Below are 18,613 nucleotides of genomic sequence, written 5' to 3'. Positions count from 1 at the left end.
AATGCGGGAGAATTGAGCAAACGCTTGGGTAGTTCAACTAAAGGAGATTTGATGTTAATAAGCAAGAAGGTGGACCGCTCCGCTACTGAGCAGGGTTCCGAGCGCCGTGAACAATTGCTGGTCATTGCCGCGCGATTGATCGCGTCTCGGGGCTACTCTGCTACCACGGTTCGTGACATCGCAGACGAAGCTGGAATCCTTTCGGGCAGTCTCTACCACCACTTCTCGTCCAAGGAGACGATCCTCGACGAGATCCTGCGCAACTTCATGGACGGTCTGCTGCATCGATTCGAGGAGATCGCCGCCGAGGGCGGCGGGCCGCGCCATGTGTTCGATGAGCTTACCCGCACGGCATTCGAGACGATCGAAAAGCAGCCGGACGCCGTCGGCCTCTACCAGAACGAAGCCGCCTTCCTGGCCAAGCTGCCCGGATTCGAGTTCGTGGCCGAGAAGAGTGCGCACATCGAATCGATCTGGCTGAGCGTGATCCAACAGGGCCAGCAGGAGGGCGTCTTCAGGGCCGATCTCGACTCCGCGATAACCTATCGCTTCATCCGTGACGCCGTGTGGTCGACCGTGCGGTGGTTCCGCCCGGGCGGACGGCACTCGGCCGAGAGCACAGGCCGCCACTTCCTCGAGCTGATTCACTCCGGCCTCCTGCAGAACTGACCGGCCGGGGCGCCAGTCAAGCCGGCACTTCTGAGGTCCTGGCCCCGCGTGGGTCCAGGACCTCGCGGATGAGGTGCAGTTCCTCGGCGGTGGGGATACGGGTGAGCGGCGCGCCATTGACCTCCAGGGCGAATCCCGTGTTCTGCGCCACTGCCTGCGGGTCGACACCCGGGTGGATCGATAGCACGACGACGAGGCCGACCTCATCGTAACCGAGCACCGCGAGATTCGTGACGATCACACCGAGGTGATGAAACCGCAGTGCCGAACCGGCAGCGCGCGCCCTGTCATTGCCAACGCCGGAGACCATGTCGACCGACTCGACGAACAGACGTGTGCTGTGGCGCGACACCCAGTAGTCCACACGGTGGTTGGCCGTGTTCCCCGGCGCGCCGCGCACGCCAATGAGTTGACGCTTGGGCTTGTCCCAATCGCCGATCAGCGAGATGTTCTGGTTGCCGAATCGGTCGATCTGGCTGGCCCCCATCATGCTCTGGCGCCGACCCGTTGCCACGATGTCGAAGATGCGACGAAAAGGAGCCCAGCCCTCGATGACCCCGCCGCTCGCAGCGGACTTGCCGAGGGGGGGCGGCTCGCTCATCATGAAGGCCTCGCCGTCGCTCAGGATGATGTCGGGGGAGTGTGTGAGCTTGGCCAGCCGCGCACCGAGCGTCGGAATCGTGCCGACGGCGTGCGCGAGCAGCTCTCCGGACTCGCGGTAGGCGTCTGAGCAAGCGGCGATGCAGATCTCGGCGATGGTGACGTTGGTGGCCATTACTTCTTCTCCTGTGCTGCGTGGAAGCGAGCGACTGCCTCGTGGTAATCGGCCTCGTCGCAGTCGATGAACTCAGCGACGAACGCGCGCCAGCTCTCTGGGTCTTTCGCCGATTTTGCGTAGTGCTGCTGGAACGGCTCGTCGCGACCGTAATCCGGTTCACAGGTCGTGAAGTGCGCGCCGCCGGGGGTCTCGACGACACCGGTGACGTACATCCTACTGAGCATGAGGGTGTGGAACGAGCCCTCGTTCAGAAGCTCCTCCGTCTGGATGATTCGCTCTGTGCTCACGAAGGTGCGCGTGGCGGCCATGGCGAAGAGGTCGTCGAAGTACGGGTCGGGCCCGAGGAACTGGGCGTTGCCGCCGCTGTCGGCACGATTGACGTGGATCAGCGCGACGTCCAAAGGAAGGGCGGGTACCGCTACGTACTCATCGTCAGAGTACGGGGAGCTGATGGTTTTCAGATGGGGGTTCGCCGCCATCACATCGGAGCCGAGCCCGGCGATGGTGGGTAGGAACGAGAGGCGCGATGCGGCTGCGCGCAGTCCGGTGACGAACATGCCCTCGTCGTACTCGTGGATCTCGGGTCCGCCACGCTCACGTGCCGCGGTGAACAGCGGGTCCAGCGGGATGCTGTCGAGCGAGACGAAGCCGTAGATGAGCTTGCGCACCTTGCCTGCCGCGACGAGCAGGCCGACATCCGGGCCACCGAAGGCGACGACGGTGAGGTTGGTCACGTCGCTGCGCAGCAGCTCTCGAACCAGGGCCATCGGCTTGCGACGCGACCCCCACCCCCCGATGCCAATGGTCATTCCTGACTCAATGGACGCAATCGCCTCACTGAGTCCGATCCTCTTGTCAGGCATCCGCTGCTCCTCTTTTCTCGCGACTTTTCAGACCTAGCGCTTGTTTGGTTTTAAGACTAGCATGGTCCCCGGTGCAACGACCGGCGCCGTAAAGCGTCAAGGAGGACGGCAATGCGTGAGGCAGAGATTCTAGGAGAGCACATCATCGTGACTGGTGGTGCCAGCGGGATCGGTGCAGCGGTTGTCGAGCTTCTCGCCGCGCGCGGGGCACGGGTGACGATCTTTGATCTGCAGGAGCCCGCGCGATCATCCGAAGCAGTGCACACGGAATTCTTCGCCGTTGACGCCTCCGATGAGGCGGCGGTGCAGAACGCAGTAGGGGCGGCGCAGGTGCGCTGTGGCGTCGCGACCGGCATCGTGCTCTGTCACGGTATCCGCGGTGAATTCGTTCCCGCCCTCGAGCTTGACCTCGCCCGCACGCGCCGGGTGCTCGACGTGCATGTGCTCGGCACGCTCGCCGTTAGCCGTGAGGTGGTGCAGCGACTTGAGGGAAGGTCGGCGTCGATTGTGACGGTGTCGTCGACAACCGCCTTCGGTGGCTGGGCGAAACAATCCGACTATGGCGTGGCCAAGGCCGCTGTGCGCAAGCTCACCGAGAACCTGGCGATCGAATGGGCACCGCTCGGGGTAAGGGTCAATTCAGTCGCGCCAGGTCACACACTGACGCCGATGGTGCAGGAGATGCTCGACGGCGGTTATGACGCCGCCGAGGTGTTCGCGCGAACGCCGCTCGGTCGTTTCGCTACCCCGCAGGAGATGGCCGCGAGCATTGTATTCCTCTTGCTGGACGCCACTTTTGTGACCGGCCAGTGCCTCGCCGTTGACGGCGGATGGACGGCGGCTGGAAAGTGAGGGAGCTCCCGACACGCAGGCTCGGTGACCTGAGCGTCTCTGCAATTGGCATGGGTGCCATGACCCTCACCCAGGTCGAGGGTTTCGATGTCGCACGGGGGGGTCGCGCGGTGCACGCCGCTCTCGACGCGGGGGTGACGTTCTTCGATACGGCGGACAGTTATGGGCCGAGCGAGGCCTACGGCGTGAATGAGCTCGCCCTGATCAACGCTCTGCGCAGCTACCCCGGGGCCCTCGACCGCGTCGTCGTGGCGACCAAGGGCGGTCACACCCGCCACGAGAATGCCAGCTGGTGGATCGACGGGTCAGCCGCGCACTTGGCACGGGCCGCCCGGGAGTCCGCCTCGCGCCTCGGCCTCGACTCACTCCCGCTCTACCAGCTTCATCGGCCGGACCCCAAGGTCGACTATGCAGAGTCGATGGGCGCGCTGCGCCAGCTCGTGGACGACGGCATCGTGCAGCATGTTGGAGTCTCCAACGTCAATCCCGCCCAGCTGGCCCAGTCGTTGCACGTGCTCGGTGGCGCGCTCGTGAGTGTGCAGAACGAGTACTCCCCCGTTGCTCGCTCCGAGGCTCCGATGATCGCCCTGTGTGAGCGGCATGGGCTCGCGTTCCTGGCCTGGGGGCCGCTCGGGGGGATGCGGGCGGCGAAGGGGCTGGGGCAGACCTCGAGCGCCTTCGCCGAGATCGCCGTGGAGCGCGGTGTCAGCCCGCAGCGGGTGGCAATCGCGTGGGCCCTCGCCGCCTCGCCGGCGCTGATTCCTATTCCTGGTGCGAGTCGTGTCGAGAGCGTTCTGGACACCGTTGCGGCAGTGGACCTCGAATTGACGCCGGACGAGCTGCGTCGGTTAGACGGCGACGCCTAGTGCGGAGCCTCGAGGAGCTCGACCCGCAGCCTGTCGGGACCGATCAGATAGACGTAGCGGTAGCCCTCGAGTGGGCCGTCGGTTGCAGTTTTGGGGTCGGAGGTGGAGTGCACCCCGCGGGCGCGCATGCGTTCGAGCGTGGCATCCATGTCGTCGACGACGATCGCGGGATGCGACGAACCGGCCTTCCCGTTGTCGGGGTCGATGCTTTCGCCAGATCCGCCGCGGTACTCGGCGAGCTCGATTATCGTGTCTCCGCCCGGCAGGCTCACGAAAGCCAGGTGCACTTCGATGCCCGCGTAGCCCGTGACGGCCTCGATGGCCGGTCCGCTCTTGACGAGCGGGCCGATGACCTCTCCCGCGGTGAGTTCCCGATAGAACTCGATTGCGGTGTCCATGTCGCTCACCGTGATACCCATGTGATGAAGTCGATGCGCCACTACTTCCCCTATCAAACGTTTGTTTTGCCAGATACTACTGGAGGAAAACCATGAAGACGACCTCCCCGGTCATCCAGTTGCGCGACAAGGTCGTGCTGATCACCGGAGCCGCCGGCGGGCAGGGCAGTGCGCACGCCGCGCTGCTTCATGGCCTCGGCGGCCGCCTCGTGCTCACCGATGTCGACGCGGCTGGCGTGAGTGCGCTGGCCGCGACCTTCGGCGTCGATGCGATCGGCCTCGCCCACGACGCCGCGTCGCCCGGGGACTGGGACCGGGTGGTGGACGCTGCGGTAACGGCGTTCGGGCGCGTAGACGTGCTGGTGAACAACGCCGGCTACTGCCCGGTCGCACCGCTGGCAGAGACAAGCGAGCAGACGATCAAGCGCACCATCGACATCAACCTCATCGGGCCGATCCTGGGTATGCAGGCCGTGCTTCCCGCCATGCGTGAGGCCGGTGGCTCCATCATCAACATCTCCTCGACGGCAGGAATCGCCGGCTACGCGGAGCGGGTGCCGTACGCGGCGTCCAAGTGGGGGCTGCGTGGGGCAAGCCGATCCGTGGCCAGAGAGTACGGTCAATTCGGCATCCGGGTCAACACGATCTGCCCCGGCGCCGTCGACACCACCATGATCAGCGAAGACACCCGCGCGGGCGTCGGGTTCATCGCCAACATCCCGATCCCGCGGGCGGGCAGGCCGGAGGAGATCTCGAACATGGTCGCATTCCTGGCCAGCGACGCGAGCAGCTATTGCACCGGCCAGGACTTCGTCGTAGACGGCGGAGTGACCGCGTAGCCATGACCTGCTATGAAATCGAAGGGGTCGTACCGGTCGTCGACCCGAGTGCTTTCGTGCACGAGTCGGCGAGCCTGATCGGCGACGTGATCGTCGGCCCCGGATGCTACATTGGCCCGTTTGCCAGCCTGCGCGGTGACTTCGGCCGCATCACGATCGGCGCCGGCTCGAATGTGCAAGACTCGGTCACCATCCACGCCTTCCCCGGGGCCGATGCAGTGCTGGAGCCGAACAGCCACGTCGGGCACGGCGCGGTGCTGCATGGCTGTGTCGTGCGCTCCTATGCGCTCATCGGCATCGGCTCGATCGTGTTGGACGGGGCCGAGATCGGTGCGGATGCCCTGGTCGGTGCCGGCTCGGTCGTGACAGCCGGCACGATTGTTCCGCCGGCATCGCTCGTGCTCGGACGCCCGGCCACAGTGATCCGCACGCTGGACGAGGACATCCTGAGCTGGAAGCGACATGGGGTGGGGATCTACCAGGCGCTCGCCGCGCGCAGTCTCGCCACGCTTCGAGCTGTGCAGCCGCTTGCTGCCGTGGAAGAGGACCGCCAGCGGGTGAGTACCACGAAGGAGCTCACCCAGCCGCTCCACGAGCGGCCGCGAGGGCAGAAATAGACCAGCGTGGGTTTGCCCGGCGGCGGATTCGCGCCTCGGGTTTTTGTAAGGATGAGGGAGAGTGAACATGACACGTATTGGCATTGTGGCCGAGTTAGGTCGCGAGACGAGGGTGGCGGCGACGCCTGTCACCGTGAGGCAGTTGTTGGAGTTGGGCTACGAGGTTGTGGTTGAGAAGGGTGCGGGGGAGTCTTCGTCCTTCCGTGATGACGCTTATGCCGAAGCGGGTGCACTGATCGTCGGCGCGGACGAGGCGTGGGGCAGTGAAGTGGTTTTGCGGATCAATCCGCCCACTGAAGATGAGATCGCCCGTCTCGCGGACGGTGCAACGCTGATCGGGATGTTGAGTCCGGGGCTGCGGCCGGAGCTGGTGGAGGCGTTGGCGGCGCGTCCAATCACAGCGCTGGCCTTGGATGCCGTGCCACGGATCTCGCGGGCGCAATCGATGGACGTGCTCAGTTCGATGGCGAACATTGCCGGGTACCGTGCGGTGATTGAGGCCGCGCACGAGTTCGGCCGGTTTTTCACGGGCCAGGTGACCGCGGCGGGCAAAGTTCCCCCGGCGAAGGTCCTGGTCGCCGGCGCCGGCGTTGCCGGCCTGGCGGCGATCGGGGCGGCGAGCAGCCTGGGTGCGATCGTGCGCGCGACGGACCCGCGGCCCGAGGTGGCTGACCAGGTGAAGTCCATCGGCGGGACCTACCTCAAGGTTGAGGTCGAGGAGGTCATGAAGTCCTCCGACGGATACGCCAAGGCCACGAGTGAGGCATACAACGCCCGGGCTGCCGAGATCTACTCCGAGCAGGCCCGGGACGTGGACATCATCATCACCACGGCCCTCATTCCGGGCCGGCCTGCACCGAAGCTGCTCACGGCCGAGGATGTGGCCGGCATGAAGCCGGGCAGCGTCATCGTTGACATGGCTGCCGGGCAGGGCGGCAACGTGGAAGGCTCGGTCGCCGGGGAACGCGTGGTCACTGACAACGGCGTCGTGATCCTGGGCTACACGGACCTGCCCGGGCGGCTGCCGGCCCAGGCGTCACAGCTGTACGGGACGAACATGCTGAACCTGCTCAAGCTCCTCACCAAAGACAAGGACGGGGTCCTGAGGATCGACTTCGACGACGTCGTGCAGCGCTCGGTGACGGTGGTGCGGGACGGGGAGAAGACCTGGCCGCCGCCCCCTGTCCAGGTCTCCGCCGCGCCCCCGGTGCAGACTGACGCCGCGCGTGCCGGGGAGTCCGCTGCCGGGACGGCGGCGAAGAAGACGGGACTGGGCCCTGCCGGCAAGGCCTGGCTCATTGCCGCGGGCATCGCGGTTCTTTTTGGGATCAACGCGGTAGCTCCGGCGCCGCTGCCGCAGCACTTCACCGTGCTGCTGCTCTCCATCGTTGTCGGGTTCTACGTCATCGGGAAGGTCCACCATGCCCTGCACACCCCGCTGATGTCCGTGACCAACGCCATCTCGGGCATCATCGTCGTCGGTGCGCTGCTGCAGGTCACCTCCGGGAACATCGTCATGCAGGTTCTCGCCGCCGTTGCGGTCCTGCTGGCCAGCATCAACATCTTCGGCGGCTTCGCCGTCACGCGGCGCATGCTCGCGATGTTCTCCCGCGGAAAGAGCGCCAACGGATGAGCGCCGCACACGAAGCAACCCAGATCATAGCCAGGAGTCTTACCGTGTCTGAAACCGTCTCCGGTCCGTTGACCGCAGAGTCCATCGCGGGAGCGGCCTACATCGTCGCGGCCCTGCTGTTTATCCTCAGCCTTGCCGGCCTGAGCAAACACGAGAAGGCCCGTACGGGCGTCATCTACGGCATCTCGGGCATGGTGATGGCCCTGGCGGCCACCATCTGGCTGACCCTGCAGGGCGCGTGGGGGTCAGAGCCGGCCCGCACCGGCCTGGTCCTCCTCGTGGCCGCGGTGCTGGTCGGCGGCGCCATCGGACTCTGGCGCGCCCGGGTCGTGGAAATGACCGGGATGCCGGAGCTGATCGCCCTGCTGCACAGTTTCGTTGGCCTCGCCGCAGTGCTCGTCGGCTGGAACGGCCATCTGGAGGCCCCCCATCTGCCCGAGGCCCTGAGGGCAGTCCATCATGCCGAGGTCTTCATCGGGGTCTTCATCGGAGCGGTGACCTTCACCGGCTCGATCGTGGCGTTCCTCAAACTCTCGGCCAGGATGAAGTCCTCACCGCTCATGCTGCCCGGCAAGAACGCCATCAACCTCGGCGCCCTCGCCGCGTTTGCCGCACTCACCATCTGGTACGTCAACGACTCCCAGCTGTGGCTGCTCATTGTTGTCACCGTGCTGGCCCTGGGCCTGGGCTGGCACCTGGTGGCCTCCATCGGCGGCGGCGACATGCCCGTCGTCGTCTCCATGCTCAACAGCTACTCCGGCTGGGCCGCCGCAGCCGCAGGCTTCCTGCTGAACAACGACCTGCTCATCATCACCGGCGCCCTGGTCGGCTCCTCCGGCGCCTACCTGTCCTACATCATGTGCAAGGCCATGAACCGGTCCTTCATCTCCGTAATCGCCGGCGGCTTCGGCATCGCCGCCCCCACCGCGGCGGACGCGGAGTACGGCGAGCACCGCGAAATCACCGCCCAGGCAACCGCCGAGCTGCTCTCCAACGCCTCCAGCGTCGTCATTACCCCCGGCTACGGCATGGCAGTCGCCCAGGCCCAGTACCCCGTCGCCGAACTCGCCCACAAACTGCGGGAGCGGGGAGTGGACGTCCGGTTCGGCATCCACCCCGTCGCCGGACGGTTGCCGGGCCACATGAACGTGCTCCTCGCCGAGGCGAAAGTCCCCTACGACATCGTCCTGGAAATGGACGAAATCAACGAGGACCTGAACGGGACCTCCGTCGTCCTCGTCATCGGGGCAAACGACACCGTGAACCCCTCCGCGGCCGAGGACCCGTCCAGCCCCATCGCCGGCATGCCCGTGCTCCGTGTCTGGGAGGCCGAGAACGTCGTGGTGTTCAAACGGTCCATGGCCGCCGGCTACGCCGGTGTGCAGAACCCCCTCTTCTACCGAGACAACTCCCAGATGCTCTTCGGCGACGCCAAACAACGCGTCGAAGACATCCTCCGCGCCTTCTAACACCAAACACATTTTGGGCGTTTCCCCGGCATATCCCTGTTGTGTTCCCTGTTTCGGTTTGCTTCCTGGACCGAGCTTTGAGGCACCCCGAAGAAAGAGATGGAGAAAGCGATTATGCTCAAGCGCCGAGTTCCTCCTACCAGTCTTGCTCTGAAAGTCCTTCGATCACGCCTACGGGATCGGGAGCATGACACCGAACCACCAGAAACCCGGCAACTCTTCAATCTGGACGAGCTCGCTGCATCCCCCTGGACTGGCCTTCATTACAGGCACGAGTTCTTGCTTCACCACAGCCATCAGCTGCTGGAGCATCTGCCTCTCGTCTAGCCATGAGTCGACCCTAAGTCATCACAAACAAGCCCATGTGGCCCAAAAGAAAGCAAGGTCACCTCATGACCCGCACCTACGTCGTCACCGGCTCTGCCTCAGGGATCGGTCAGGCCACCTCCGACCTCCTCCGCGAGCGGGGACACCGCGTCATCGGAGTCGACCTCCGCAATGCCGACGTCGAAGCCGACCTCTCGACAAGGCCGGGAAGGAATGGCGCCATCGCCGACGTGCTGACCGCTTCCGATTCTAAGATCAACGGGATTATCGCGGCCGCGGGCATCGCCGCGCCGAAGGCCCTTACCGTCGCCGTCAATTTCTTTGGCGTGACAGCCCTGCTCAACGGCCTCGCCGGGGCGCTTGCGCAGAGTGACTCCCCGCGCATCGCCGTAGTGAGCTCGATGGCGTCCCTGCAAGAGAATTCAGCGGAACTCGTCGACGCTCTCCTGGCCGGGGACGAGGAACTTGCCCTGAAGATCGGCGGTGCACTCGAAGCGGAGGGACCTGAGACCGGTTTCCTTAACTACACGTCGAGCAAGCGCGCCCTCTCCCGCTGGGTCCGCCGCGAGAGCATCGCTCCCCGTTACGCCGGAACCGGTATTCCCGTCAACGCGGTCGCTCCAGGCACCGTTCTCACGCCGATGACTCGGGACCTGCTCGCTTCAGAAGAAGGTCGCGCGATGGTCGACGCTGCCGTGCCGATGCCCCTCAACGGACACTCGGATGGCGTCGTCATCGCACGGCTTCTAGTCTGGCTGACGAGCGAAGAGAACACGCACGTCACCGGACAGACCATCTACATCGACGGCGGGGCTGATGCCACGCTCCGCGGCGACGACATCTGGAACTAGCTGTACAGCCAAGACGTTGGTGGCATAACACTCAAGCGGGGGAGGACCTCGTTGGCCGGCACGCTACGGCATCCGGGAGGTCTCCCAGTTCCGCACAGCAGAGAGGATCGCCGGGGCATGGAGTATACGAGCGGGAGCTGTGAGGGGTCCCCTCCTGAGGGCCTCCGCCGGGCGGTCGCAGCCGCCGACGGAGGGCGCCTCGCCCGCAAGACCGTACCGGCCGGGCGGCCTGCGCGATCAGGGCGTTTTGACCCGGTGAGACAGGCTCTGGGCTGAGGACGCGTCCGTTCGTGGTGAGCTCCACGCTGCCTGGCTGCGCCAACGCGGTGGATGCATCCGGTCAGGTGCAGCCTCATGAGCCTTCTCCTCCGGTGGTGATGCTTGCGCCATGGCGTCCGACGTAGGCGTCTTTCAGGACCTCGATGTCCGAGACCTGTCCCGCGGGTGCCGAAAGCACTGTTCGGCCCATGTCGAGCACAGCGACGTGATCGGCGATAGCGATCGACGCCTCTACAGCCTGCTCTACGAGCAGCACACCGATGCCCGTCGATTTGAGCTCGGAGACCCGCTGCATGACCTCTTTGACGATCACGGGTGCGAGCCCGCCGGACGGCTCGTCCAAGAGCAGGAGCCGAGGTCTTGCCATCAGAGCTGATCCGATCGCGAGCATCTGCTGCTAGGCACGCCGCCGGTCCTGTACCCAACGACCCCCGATCATAGACAAGAACTAGAATCTCGTTATAGTCTTTTAGTGATCCAGGCCACCCATGAGGGTGAGCGCCAAAACCGCACGGGCCCACCCGTGGTTAGGGGAGAACGCCATGGCGATCCATGTACACAACATCGGGAAGATCAGCGAGGGAGCTCCCTGCTCGTGGGACTCCAAGGACGCACTGCTCTACGCACTCAGCGTCGGTGCCGGCGCCCAAGATCAAACCCACAACCTCGCCTTCACCACAGAAAATTCGCGGGGCATCGAACAGCGTGTGCTGCCGACCTTCGCCGTGCTTCTGGGTGGCGCCGGCGGATCCATGGATGACATGGGAGACTTCAAGCTTTCGCAGGTCCTGCACGGCGGCCAGACCATCACGCTGCACAGTACGCTCAGCAGTTCGGGATCAGTGATCCCGATGTCCGGCATGAGCGCCGTTTACGACAAGGGCAAGAACGCCCTCATCGAGCAGACCACTGAGTTGCTGGATGCGCAGACCCGCGAACCCGTGGCCACCAGCGTCACCTCCATGATCGTCCGCGGCGAGGGCGGCTTCGGTTCGGATGCCGCTCCACCGGATCACTGGAAAGTACCCGGACGTGCCGCCGACCTGACCTTCACACAGAAAACATCGCTGGATCAGGCGTTGATTTATCGGCTGAACGGGGATCGGAATCCGCTGCATTCGGATCCGAAACTGGCACGGCTGGTCGGATTCGAGAAACCGATCCTGCACGGGCTATGCACTATGGGGTTTGCCGGACGCGCCCTATTGGACGGTGTCGCTGCTTCGGATCCCGATGCCTTCGGTTCGTTGAGCGTCCGCTTTGCCGCACCGGTGGTTCCGGGCGATGAACTAACCACCAGCATCTGGCGGACCGAAACAGGTGCGATTTTCCAGGTGCGGGTGGGGGACACCGTGGTACTCGACCGCGGCACTTACACACACCGGACCGCGGCACCAGGCCGCGGCTCTCAAGAACCGGAAACGGCAACGGCCTAGGGCCACGGCAAGGAGCAGACAACCATGAAAACTGCAGTGTTAATTAAACAAGTCCCTGATACCGAAGACGATCGACACCTCACAGCCGCCGGCGCCGTGAACCGTACGGCAGGTGCGCAGGTTGCTGATGAAATTACCGAACGCGCGCTCGAGGCCGCGCTGCGGCTTAAGGATGCCGACAAGAGCGTGGAAATTGTCGCTGTCACCATGGGCCCGGCGGCCGCCGCCGAGGCCCTGCGCAAGGCCCTGTCGATGGGCGCAGATTCGGCGATTCACCTGGTGGACGAGCTTCTGGCGGGAGCCGATGCACTGACTACCGCGCGAGCATTGTCCGGCGCCCTGAAGGACGGGGGTTTTGACCTGGTCATCGCCGGCAACGAATCCACCGACGGACGCGGTGGCGTTGTTCCCGCGATGGTGGCTGAACTGCTCCAACGTCCCTTCCTGGGACCGCTGAGCTCGCTGGATGTGCAGGGTTCGACGATCCGCGGGGAGCGCCAAGGCGTCGATGGCACCCAGAACCTCGTTGCCGCGCTTCCCGCCGTCATCTCCGTCACGGAACAATCCGGTGAGGCGCGGTTCCCTAAGTTCAAGGGAATCATGATCGCCAAGCGCAAACCACTGGCGGTCCACGGCGCGGAAGCAGTCGGCGTCTCCATGATTAACCACGCCGACGGAAACCTGGTGCTCAGTGCAGCCAAGCGCCCTGCGCGTACCGCGGGAACAAAAGTCTTCGATGACGGAAACGCAGCGCAGCAACTTGCCGCTTACCTCAGCGCCGAAAACCTGATCTGAAAGGAATGCACGTCATGACCAACATTCTGGTAGTCATTGAATTGACAGAGAACGGCACGCTGCGTCCGGGCAACACCCATTTGCTGCGCCTGGCATCTGCTCTGGGTGAACCAGTCGCGATAGTAGCCGCCAATCCCGGTAACAGCCCCGCGCTCGTGGCCGAGCTTGGTGCGCTCGGTGCCGCAAAGGTTTTCATCGGCGAAACCGAAACGGCCACCAGCCACGTGGCCGCCGCCTCCGTTGCAGCACTCACCGAGGCCATCACCAGCTACGCACCGAGCGCCGTCGTCGCCTCCAACAGCGCAGATGCCCGCGAGACTATTGGCCGTCTATCGGCCCGCACCTCAAACCCTGTCATGCTCGAGGCCCTCGAGGTGCGAAATCAAGAAGGCAAAATCGTTGCCACCCACTCGGCCTTTGGCGGAAATTACCACACCGAGTCCACCATCGGAACGGGCATTGCCCTGATCACTGTGTCCTCCACCGGTTCAGAAGCGGCTGCCCCCGTGGCGGAACCGCAAAGCAACGTTATCCGGCTGGAGGTTGCTACCGGGGCTGCGGCTGCCATCGAAGCGACCCATGTGCGCGTCTCCGCCCCGGGCCGCCCCGAGCTTCGCACGGCAAAGATCGTAGTCTCAGGAGGACGCGGCCTCGGCTCAAAGGAGAACTTCCTGCTGATCGAAGAACTGGCTGATGCCCTGGGAGCAGGGCTGGGGGCATCGCGCGCTGCAGTGGATTCCGGGTATGTCCCGCAGAGTCACCAAGTCGGCCAGACCGGTGTCACCGTGGCGCCGGAACTGTACATCGCCGTAGGAATCTCGGGCGCCATCCAGCACCGTGCCGGAATGCAGACCGCCAAGCGCATCGTAGCGATCAATAAGGATGAGGACGCACCGATTTTCGATATTGCCGACTTCGGCATTGTGGGAGACCTGTTCACGGTCCTGCCACAACTCAAGGCGGCTATCAAAGAACGCAGCAACGTCGGCGCTGGCGTCTAAGGGGAAATGACATGCCGTTGCTGACCACACCAGGATCGCCACCGAAGGCGGAGGCTAAAACATGGACGTCCCTGATCAAACGGGTGCTGATTGCCGTGGCTGCCCTGGCCGTGGGGGTCCTGTTGGCCAAAGCTTTCCGTGGACTGGACGCGGTGCAGGACTTTCTGCTGACATACCCCGGGCACAGCGCTCTGCCCGCGAATGCGCCGGTGGGCTTGCCGGCCTGGCTGGGTTGGCAACACTTCCTCAACGCCTTCTTTATTGTGCTGATCATCCGCACGGGCTGGCAGGTCCGCACGACTGCCCGCCCCAAGGCGTACTGGACGCGGAAGAACACAGGCCTGTTCAAAACCAAGAACAAGCCCGGCAAGATCAGCCTGGAACTCTGGTTCCACCTGAGCCTCGATGTGCTTTGGCTGCTCAATGGCCTGGTGTTCGTGGTGTTGCTGTTTGTCACCGGCGGGTGGATGCGCATCGTGCCAACCAGTTGGGACATCTTCCCCAATGCGCTAAGCACGGCACTCCAATATGCGTCGCTCAACTGGCCGGCTGAAAACGGCTGGATCAACTACAACGCCTTGCAGGTGCTGGCCTACTTCGCCATCGTCTTCATCGCAGCCCCGCTGGCCGCAGTTACAGGTATGCGCATGAGCCCGGCCTGGCCTAAGGGCAACACCTTGTTGGACAAAGCCTACCCAGTTGAACTGGCCCGTAAGATCCACTTCCCCGTCATGCTCTTCTTTACCGCGTTCGTGGTGATGCACGTGACGCTGGTGCTGTCCACCGGTGCGATGAGGAACCTCAACCACATGTTCGCGACACGCGACGATGCCGGATGGCTCGGCTTCTGGATCTTCCTATTCTCGGTTGCAGTGATGGTCGCCGCATGGTTCCTGGCCCGGCCGATCTTCCTGCGCCCCCTCGCCATGCTGATGGGCAAGGTTTCGAAGTAGTCTCACCGTCGGCTGATGATCCCGCGCACACGAGCGGACTCCTGCCGCCCAGTGGCCCCCACCTGGGTCCTCCAGATTTGGCCCCAGGCCTAAACCCGGCCGGTAAACACTCTAGGTCCCCCATTGCCGTCTCCGACGGCCAACGCCTAGTCAACGATGAAAGGCAACCTCATGCATCTACGTTCTTCCCCGGAGATAACGAATCTCCGCGAGGAGCTTCGTTCCTACTTCGCGAATCTCCTGACCGACGAAGTACGCGCGGGATTGCGCGAAGAAGGCGAAGCGGGAGGCCCGGTCCACGCTGCAATCCAAGCTCAGATGGGCCGCGACGGATGGCTGGGTATCGGCTGGCCCACCGAATACGGTGGCCAGGGCCTGGGCCCGGACGCACAGTTTGTGTTCTACGACGAGGCCTACCGCGCCGACGCTCCAATTCCGATGATCACCATGACCACAGTTGGTCCAACCCTCATGAGCCAGGGAACCCAGGAACAGAAGGATTACTTCCTTCCCAAGATTCTCGCCGGCGAATGCATCTTTGCGATCGGTTACACCGAACCGGAAGCCGGCACCGACCTCGCTTCCCTGACCACACGGGCGGTGCGCGACGGCGATGAGTACGTCATCAATGGCAGCAAGGTCTTCACGTCAGGTGCCGACGGTGCCGACTGGATCTGGCTTGCTGCACGCACCGACCCGGACGCCCCCAAGCACAAGGGCATCTCACTGATCCTGGTCCCCACCACGGCAACGGGATTCGCCGCCACCGCCATCCACGCCGTGGGCGGAGTCAGCACCACCGCCACCTACTACGACAACGTGCGCGTTCCTGTCACCAACGTGGTTGGCAAGGAGAACCAGGGCTGGCAGATGATCACCACCCAACTGAACCATGAACGCGTGGGGCTGGCCGCATACAGCGGCATCTGCGAAGGTCTGCTCGACGATGTCCGCGAATGGGTCGCTGAGCAGCAGACGGCCGAGGGCAAGCCACTGGGTTCCGAACCGTGGGTGCGTCATCTGCTGGCAACCTCCACCGCCCGCTTGCGCGCCATGCGCTTGATGAACTGGAAGCTGGTGGAAACCACCGCCCGTGGCGAACTCGATCCGGGTTCCGCCTCTGCGGCCAAGATCTTCGCCACCGAGACGGTTGTCGATGTATACCGTTCCCTGCTGGAAGTCGTGGGTTCCGGATCCTCGCGCATCACCAGCGCCCCGTGGCGCTTCGATACCGGACGCCTGGCCCTCATGAACCTGAGCGCACAAATCAACACCTTCGGCGGCGGCGTCGCCGAAATCCAGCGCGAGATTGTCGCCTGGACCACCCTCGGCATGGCAAGGAAGGCACGATGAGCACCGCAAACATTCACACCGCGCTGCAGGCCCCCAACATGGAATTCACCTTGGGTGAGGACGAGCAATCAGTCGCCGACCTCGCAGCCCAGATCTTCTCACATCTGAGCAGCGATGAACTACATGTAGCCTCAGATCGAGCCGGCGAAACCTTCGACCGCACCCTCTGGGAACAGCTCGCCGAGGCAGGCCTGATTGAAGCCCTGCTTCCCGTCGATGAAGACTCACCTGGACTGGGCATGGTGGGCCTGGCCCTGATCGCTCGCGCCCAGGGACGTCATCTGGGTCGTGTCCCTTTCATCACCACCGCCGTCGCAGCACTGGCGCTGGCCGAATTCGGTGGACTCGACGCCCTTGCAGGCATCAGCGAGGGAACCGTACGTGTGGGCGTCGTGCTGCCCGAGGTTCGCCAGCGTATCAACGGCCAACTAACCGCAGAGGGCTGGGCGCTGAACGGAAGCATTGAATTTGGCTATGTCGTTCCCAGCTCGACTCACCTCATGGTTCAGTTCCACACCGAGAACGGCGAACAGATAGCCCTGATCGAGGCCGAGCGCGCCGGAATCGACATGGATCAATTTGAGGGAATCTCCAAGCAGCAGCACGCAGCCCTGGTCTTTGACAATGTGCTGGTGTCGCGTGAAGACCTGGTCGGTGCAGATCGCCCCGCCGGCGAGGTTTCCTCGTGGATCCGCCCGCGCCTGCTCACCGCCGCGGCTGCCATCATCGCCGGTGCCTGCGACGAAGCGGTACGTCGCACCGCAGCCTACACCTCCGAACGCGAGCAGTTCGGCCGGCCAATCTCCACCAATCAGGGTGTGGCGCTGCGCGCGGCCGACGCCTACATCGATTCCGAGGTCGCCTGGCTGACCACCATCGACGCCGCGTGGCAGCTGGATAACGATGGCGATGGCGAATTGGCCGCGTTCGCCGCCTCCTGGTGCGCCCGCGAGGGCGGTTTCCGTGCTGTCCACGCAACCCAGCACCTGCATGGTGGCATGGGCGCGGACCTGGATAATCACATCCACCGCTTCTTTATCTGGGTACGCGAACTTGACGTGCTGTGGGGCTCTGCCGGACAGGTGGCAGAGGAACTTGCCGACGTGATTCTCCCGCTGGAACGATCATGAGCGCGGGCTCACAAGTTGAGTCAAAGGTGGTGGTCGGCCGCAGCGTCGGTTCGATTCTCGCGATCCTGGTGTTCGCGGAGGCCATCGCCGCATTCGAGACCTCGATGGCAGTTCAGTTGCTCTATACGCCGGGGGACTTCTTCACCACCGATTTGTCGCAGCTGGTGTGGGTAGTCACCTCCTACTCACTGGTTGCAGCCCTTGCCACCGGATTCGTGGGCAGACTGGGCGACCAGTTTGGTCGAAGCAAAATCCTGGTTGCCATCTTGCTGATTTCAGCGGTCGGCTCGGTCATCAGCGCCCTGGCCCCAACCTTCGCTGTGCTCGTTGCGGGACGCGCAATGCAGGGGGTCTCCGGCGCGGTGCTGCCGCTGGCCATTGGTATGGTTCGTTCGACCTTCCCGGCCGCCAAGATCAGCATGGGCATCGCTGTGGTGAGCACCTCGGCTCTCATCGCCGGCGCCTCAGGCATGCTCGCCGGAGGTCTGTTCCTGGACTACGCCACCTGGCACTACATCTTCTGGACCGCGGCAATTGCGGCGACCCTCGCCGCAATCCTGGTGCACTTCGGCATCGCCACAGAACCTCGCGAGTCCTTGGCAGCGGCCGGCCGGATTGACTACTTCGGCGGACTGCTCTTTGGTGCCGCCATCGCTTCGACCCTCTATGGGTTGACGCTGAGCAAGAGCCGAGGCTGGACCGACTTTTCGGTACTCGCCTTTGTGCTCGGTGGCCTGATCGCCCTGGCGCTATGGATCAGGTGGGAGCTTCGCATACAAGAACCAATGATTAACGTGAGGATGTTTGGCCAGCGCAAGTTTGCCTTGGGCATGCTGGCCACCGCGCTGATCGCCCTGGGTCCAATCGGAACCATGAATATCCTGACCGTGACGATTTACCGTTCTCCCAGCAGCATCGCCTTGGCCGATGGCAGCGAAATGGCGTTGCCTGTGGGATTGGGGCTTAGCGCCACCATGACGGGTCTGCTGGGATTCATCACCGCCGCCGCGGCATTCGCCATCTCCCCGCTGATCGGTAAGGTTTCAGGCCGCTTCGGTGCTCGCATGGGGCTGATGATTGGCTCGCTGCTGACCATTAGCGGCCTGATCATCATCTGTCTGGCTCCCGGCCAGCTTGCCATGGTGATTACCGGCATGGTGGTCACGGTCTTTGGTACCGGCTTCCTTTATTCCGGAATGCCAACAGTGATCGTGGAGTGTGTTCTTCCGGAACAGACCAGCACCGCCACCGCGGTCAATGCGGTAACCCGCACTGCCTTCCAGGCGGTTGCCGCCTCGGTCGTGGGCCTGATGCTCGCGTTCTCGCCTGTTGTCACAGGCGCGAACACTTTCGTCTCGCTATCAGGATTCTTCCTCGTCGTGGGCGTGCTCATCTCCGCGTGCGTCCTGACCATCGTCGTTGTCTTCTTCATTCCACCGACAAAGGCCGTGAACGCACAGGAATTCGAAGCCCAGGTCGGCAACCTCTCCCTTAAGGATTGACT

The 18,613-nt window shown here is 63.9% G+C and carries 19 protein-coding genes; 15 read left to right on the top strand and 4 right to left on the bottom strand.

Annotated features, from left to right (window positions below; all coding sequences use genetic code 11):
* Positions 1 to 51 precede the first annotated feature (51 nt).
* A complete protein-coding gene (locus ACQCSZ_RS16840; RefSeq protein WP_427004851.1) occupies positions 52 to 669 on the top strand; it encodes a TetR/AcrR family transcriptional regulator in 618 nt (205 codons plus the stop codon).
* 16 nt (positions 670 to 685) lie between these two features.
* On the opposite strand, the gene ACQCSZ_RS16835 is transcribed toward ACQCSZ_RS16840, so the two are convergent.
* Together ACQCSZ_RS16835 and ACQCSZ_RS16830 are read right to left on the bottom strand one after the other, a co-directional pair.
* Positions 686 to 1,444, bottom strand: a complete 759-nt coding sequence (locus ACQCSZ_RS16835) for a CoA-transferase subunit beta (protein WP_427004850.1) — start codon at positions 1,442 to 1,444, stop codon at positions 686 to 688.
* Positions 1,444 to 2,310 (bottom strand): CoA transferase subunit A, encoded by an 867-nt coding sequence (locus ACQCSZ_RS16830; RefSeq protein ID WP_427004849.1) that lies wholly within the window; start codon positions 2,308 to 2,310, stop codon positions 1,444 to 1,446. The genes ACQCSZ_RS16835 and ACQCSZ_RS16830 overlap by 1 nt, the downstream gene beginning before the upstream one ends.
* Positions 2,311 to 2,421: 111 nt before the next feature.
* Here ACQCSZ_RS16830 and ACQCSZ_RS16825 point away from each other — a divergent pair, with 111 nt between their 5' ends.
* Positions 2,422 to 3,162 carry an SDR family NAD(P)-dependent oxidoreductase gene (locus ACQCSZ_RS16825; RefSeq protein WP_427004848.1) on the top strand — a complete coding sequence of 247 codons (741 nt, stop codon included), beginning with the start codon at positions 2,422 to 2,424 and terminating at the stop codon, positions 3,160 to 3,162.
* Entirely contained in the window at positions 3,141 to 4,028 is an 888-nt protein-coding gene (locus ACQCSZ_RS16820; RefSeq protein WP_427004847.1) for an aldo/keto reductase, read from the top strand. Before ACQCSZ_RS16825 ends, ACQCSZ_RS16820 begins: the two co-directional genes overlap by 22 nt.
* Here ACQCSZ_RS16820 and ACQCSZ_RS16815 read toward each other — a convergent pair.
* Positions 4,025 to 4,447, bottom strand: coding sequence for a VOC family protein (locus ACQCSZ_RS16815; protein ID WP_427004846.1), 423 nt, complete (start codon positions 4,445 to 4,447; stop codon positions 4,025 to 4,027). The genes ACQCSZ_RS16820 and ACQCSZ_RS16815 overlap by 4 nt on opposite strands.
* Before the next feature lie 71 nt (positions 4,448 to 4,518).
* Between ACQCSZ_RS16815 and ACQCSZ_RS16810 the strand changes: the two genes are divergently transcribed.
* The 5 genes from ACQCSZ_RS16810 to ACQCSZ_RS16790 all read left to right on the top strand — a co-directional run bounded on the left by ACQCSZ_RS16810 (position 4,519) and on the right by ACQCSZ_RS16790 (position 10,162).
* Positions 4,519 to 5,265, top strand: coding sequence for an SDR family NAD(P)-dependent oxidoreductase (locus tag ACQCSZ_RS16810; RefSeq protein WP_427004845.1), 747 nt, complete (start codon positions 4,519 to 4,521; stop codon positions 5,263 to 5,265).
* A gap of 2 nt (positions 5,266 to 5,267) precedes the next feature.
* Positions 5,268 to 5,882 (top strand): gamma carbonic anhydrase family protein, encoded by a 615-nt coding sequence (locus tag ACQCSZ_RS16805; protein ID WP_427004844.1) that lies wholly within the window; start codon positions 5,268 to 5,270, stop codon positions 5,880 to 5,882.
* A 67-nt stretch (positions 5,883 to 5,949) separates the two neighbouring features.
* Positions 5,950 to 7,515 carry a Re/Si-specific NAD(P)(+) transhydrogenase subunit alpha gene (locus tag ACQCSZ_RS16800; protein ID WP_427004843.1) on the top strand — a complete coding sequence of 522 codons (1,566 nt, stop codon included), beginning with the start codon at positions 5,950 to 5,952 and terminating at the stop codon, positions 7,513 to 7,515.
* The gene (gene pntB / locus ACQCSZ_RS16795) at positions 7,512 to 8,984 is read left to right on the top strand and encodes a Re/Si-specific NAD(P)(+) transhydrogenase subunit beta (protein ID WP_427004842.1); all 1,473 of its coding nucleotides are present in this window, start codon (positions 7,512 to 7,514) and stop codon (positions 8,982 to 8,984) included. Before ACQCSZ_RS16800 ends, pntB begins: the two co-directional genes overlap by 4 nt.
* Positions 8,985 to 9,376: 392 nt before the next feature.
* Positions 9,377 to 10,162, top strand: coding sequence for an SDR family oxidoreductase (locus tag ACQCSZ_RS16790; RefSeq protein WP_427004806.1), 786 nt, complete (start codon positions 9,377 to 9,379; stop codon positions 10,160 to 10,162).
* 352 nt (positions 10,163 to 10,514) lie between these two features.
* Here the strand turns inward: ACQCSZ_RS16790 and ACQCSZ_RS16785 are convergent, their stop codons facing one another.
* On the bottom strand, positions 10,515 to 10,808 hold the full coding sequence (locus ACQCSZ_RS16785; protein WP_427004841.1) for a hypothetical protein: 294 nt from the start codon (positions 10,806 to 10,808) through the stop codon (positions 10,515 to 10,517).
* 175 nt (positions 10,809 to 10,983) lie between these two features.
* Between ACQCSZ_RS16785 and ACQCSZ_RS16780 the strand changes: the two genes are divergently transcribed.
* The 7 genes from ACQCSZ_RS16780 to ACQCSZ_RS16750 all read left to right on the top strand — a co-directional run bounded on the left by ACQCSZ_RS16780 (position 10,984) and on the right by ACQCSZ_RS16750 (position 18,611).
* Positions 10,984 to 11,877, top strand: coding sequence for a MaoC/PaaZ C-terminal domain-containing protein (locus tag ACQCSZ_RS16780; RefSeq protein ID WP_427004840.1), 894 nt, complete (start codon positions 10,984 to 10,986; stop codon positions 11,875 to 11,877).
* 24 nt (positions 11,878 to 11,901) lie between these two features.
* Positions 11,902 to 12,672 (top strand): electron transfer flavoprotein subunit beta/FixA family protein, encoded by a 771-nt coding sequence (locus ACQCSZ_RS16775; RefSeq protein WP_427004839.1) that lies wholly within the window; start codon positions 11,902 to 11,904, stop codon positions 12,670 to 12,672.
* A 14-nt stretch (positions 12,673 to 12,686) separates the two neighbouring features.
* Positions 12,687 to 13,673, top strand: coding sequence for an electron transfer flavoprotein subunit alpha/FixB family protein (locus ACQCSZ_RS16770; protein WP_427004838.1), 987 nt, complete (start codon positions 12,687 to 12,689; stop codon positions 13,671 to 13,673).
* A gap of 11 nt (positions 13,674 to 13,684) precedes the next feature.
* Positions 13,685 to 14,626, top strand: coding sequence for a cytochrome b/b6 domain-containing protein (locus tag ACQCSZ_RS16765; protein WP_427004837.1), 942 nt, complete (start codon positions 13,685 to 13,687; stop codon positions 14,624 to 14,626).
* A 171-nt stretch (positions 14,627 to 14,797) separates the two neighbouring features.
* Positions 14,798 to 15,979, top strand: a complete 1,182-nt coding sequence (locus ACQCSZ_RS16760) for an acyl-CoA dehydrogenase family protein (RefSeq protein ID WP_427004836.1) — start codon at positions 14,798 to 14,800, stop codon at positions 15,977 to 15,979.
* Entirely contained in the window at positions 15,976 to 17,109 is a 1,134-nt protein-coding gene (locus ACQCSZ_RS16755; protein WP_427004835.1) for an acyl-CoA dehydrogenase family protein, read from the top strand. The genes ACQCSZ_RS16760 and ACQCSZ_RS16755 overlap by 4 nt, the downstream gene beginning before the upstream one ends.
* Entirely contained in the window at positions 17,106 to 18,611 is a 1,506-nt protein-coding gene (locus ACQCSZ_RS16750; protein ID WP_427004834.1) for an MFS transporter, read from the top strand. Before ACQCSZ_RS16755 ends, ACQCSZ_RS16750 begins: the two co-directional genes overlap by 4 nt.
* Positions 18,612 to 18,613 lie beyond the last annotated feature (2 nt).

It is taken from the genome of Pseudarthrobacter sp. H2 (genome assembly GCF_050157045.1).
Classification (GTDB): domain Bacteria; phylum Actinomycetota; class Actinomycetes; order Actinomycetales; family Micrococcaceae; genus Arthrobacter.
The sequence above is the reverse complement of the archived record's forward strand: the minus strand, read 5'-3'. Positions and strand labels throughout refer to the sequence as shown.

Coding starts and splice junctions, on each gene's coding strand:
- ACQCSZ_RS16835 (WP_427004850.1), bottom strand. CDS start 1,444: ATGGCCACCAACGTCACCATCGCCGAGATCTGCATCGCCGCTTGCTCA.
- ACQCSZ_RS16830 (WP_427004849.1), bottom strand. CDS start 2,310: ATGCCTGACAAGAGGATCGGACTCAGTGAGGCGATTGCGTCCATTGAG.
- ACQCSZ_RS16775 (WP_427004839.1), top strand. CDS start 11,902: ATGAAAACTGCAGTGTTAATTAAACAAGTCCCTGATACCGAAGACGAT.
- ACQCSZ_RS16805 (WP_427004844.1), top strand. CDS start 5,268: ATGACCTGCTATGAAATCGAAGGGGTCGTACCGGTCGTCGACCCGAGT.
- ACQCSZ_RS16810 (WP_427004845.1), top strand. CDS start 4,519: ATGAAGACGACCTCCCCGGTCATCCAGTTGCGCGACAAGGTCGTGCTG.
- pntB (WP_427004842.1), top strand. CDS start 7,512: ATGAGCGCCGCACACGAAGCAACCCAGATCATAGCCAGGAGTCTTACC.
- ACQCSZ_RS16770 (WP_427004838.1), top strand. CDS start 12,687: ATGACCAACATTCTGGTAGTCATTGAATTGACAGAGAACGGCACGCTG.
- ACQCSZ_RS16785 (WP_427004841.1), bottom strand. CDS start 10,808: ATGGCAAGACCTCGGCTCCTGCTCTTGGACGAGCCGTCCGGCGGGCTC.
- ACQCSZ_RS16800 (WP_427004843.1), top strand. CDS start 5,950: ATGACACGTATTGGCATTGTGGCCGAGTTAGGTCGCGAGACGAGGGTG.
- ACQCSZ_RS16820 (WP_427004847.1), top strand. CDS start 3,141: ATGGACGGCGGCTGGAAAGTGAGGGAGCTCCCGACACGCAGGCTCGGT.
- ACQCSZ_RS16765 (WP_427004837.1), top strand. CDS start 13,685: ATGCCGTTGCTGACCACACCAGGATCGCCACCGAAGGCGGAGGCTAAA.
- ACQCSZ_RS16840 (WP_427004851.1), top strand. CDS start 52: ATGTTAATAAGCAAGAAGGTGGACCGCTCCGCTACTGAGCAGGGTTCC.
- ACQCSZ_RS16750 (WP_427004834.1), top strand. CDS start 17,106: ATGAGCGCGGGCTCACAAGTTGAGTCAAAGGTGGTGGTCGGCCGCAGC.
- ACQCSZ_RS16760 (WP_427004836.1), top strand. CDS start 14,798: ATGCATCTACGTTCTTCCCCGGAGATAACGAATCTCCGCGAGGAGCTT.
- ACQCSZ_RS16755 (WP_427004835.1), top strand. CDS start 15,976: ATGAGCACCGCAAACATTCACACCGCGCTGCAGGCCCCCAACATGGAA.
- ACQCSZ_RS16825 (WP_427004848.1), top strand. CDS start 2,422: ATGCGTGAGGCAGAGATTCTAGGAGAGCACATCATCGTGACTGGTGGT.
- ACQCSZ_RS16780 (WP_427004840.1), top strand. CDS start 10,984: ATGGCGATCCATGTACACAACATCGGGAAGATCAGCGAGGGAGCTCCC.
- ACQCSZ_RS16815 (WP_427004846.1), bottom strand. CDS start 4,447: ATGGGTATCACGGTGAGCGACATGGACACCGCAATCGAGTTCTATCGG.
- ACQCSZ_RS16790 (WP_427004806.1), top strand. CDS start 9,377: ATGACCCGCACCTACGTCGTCACCGGCTCTGCCTCAGGGATCGGTCAG.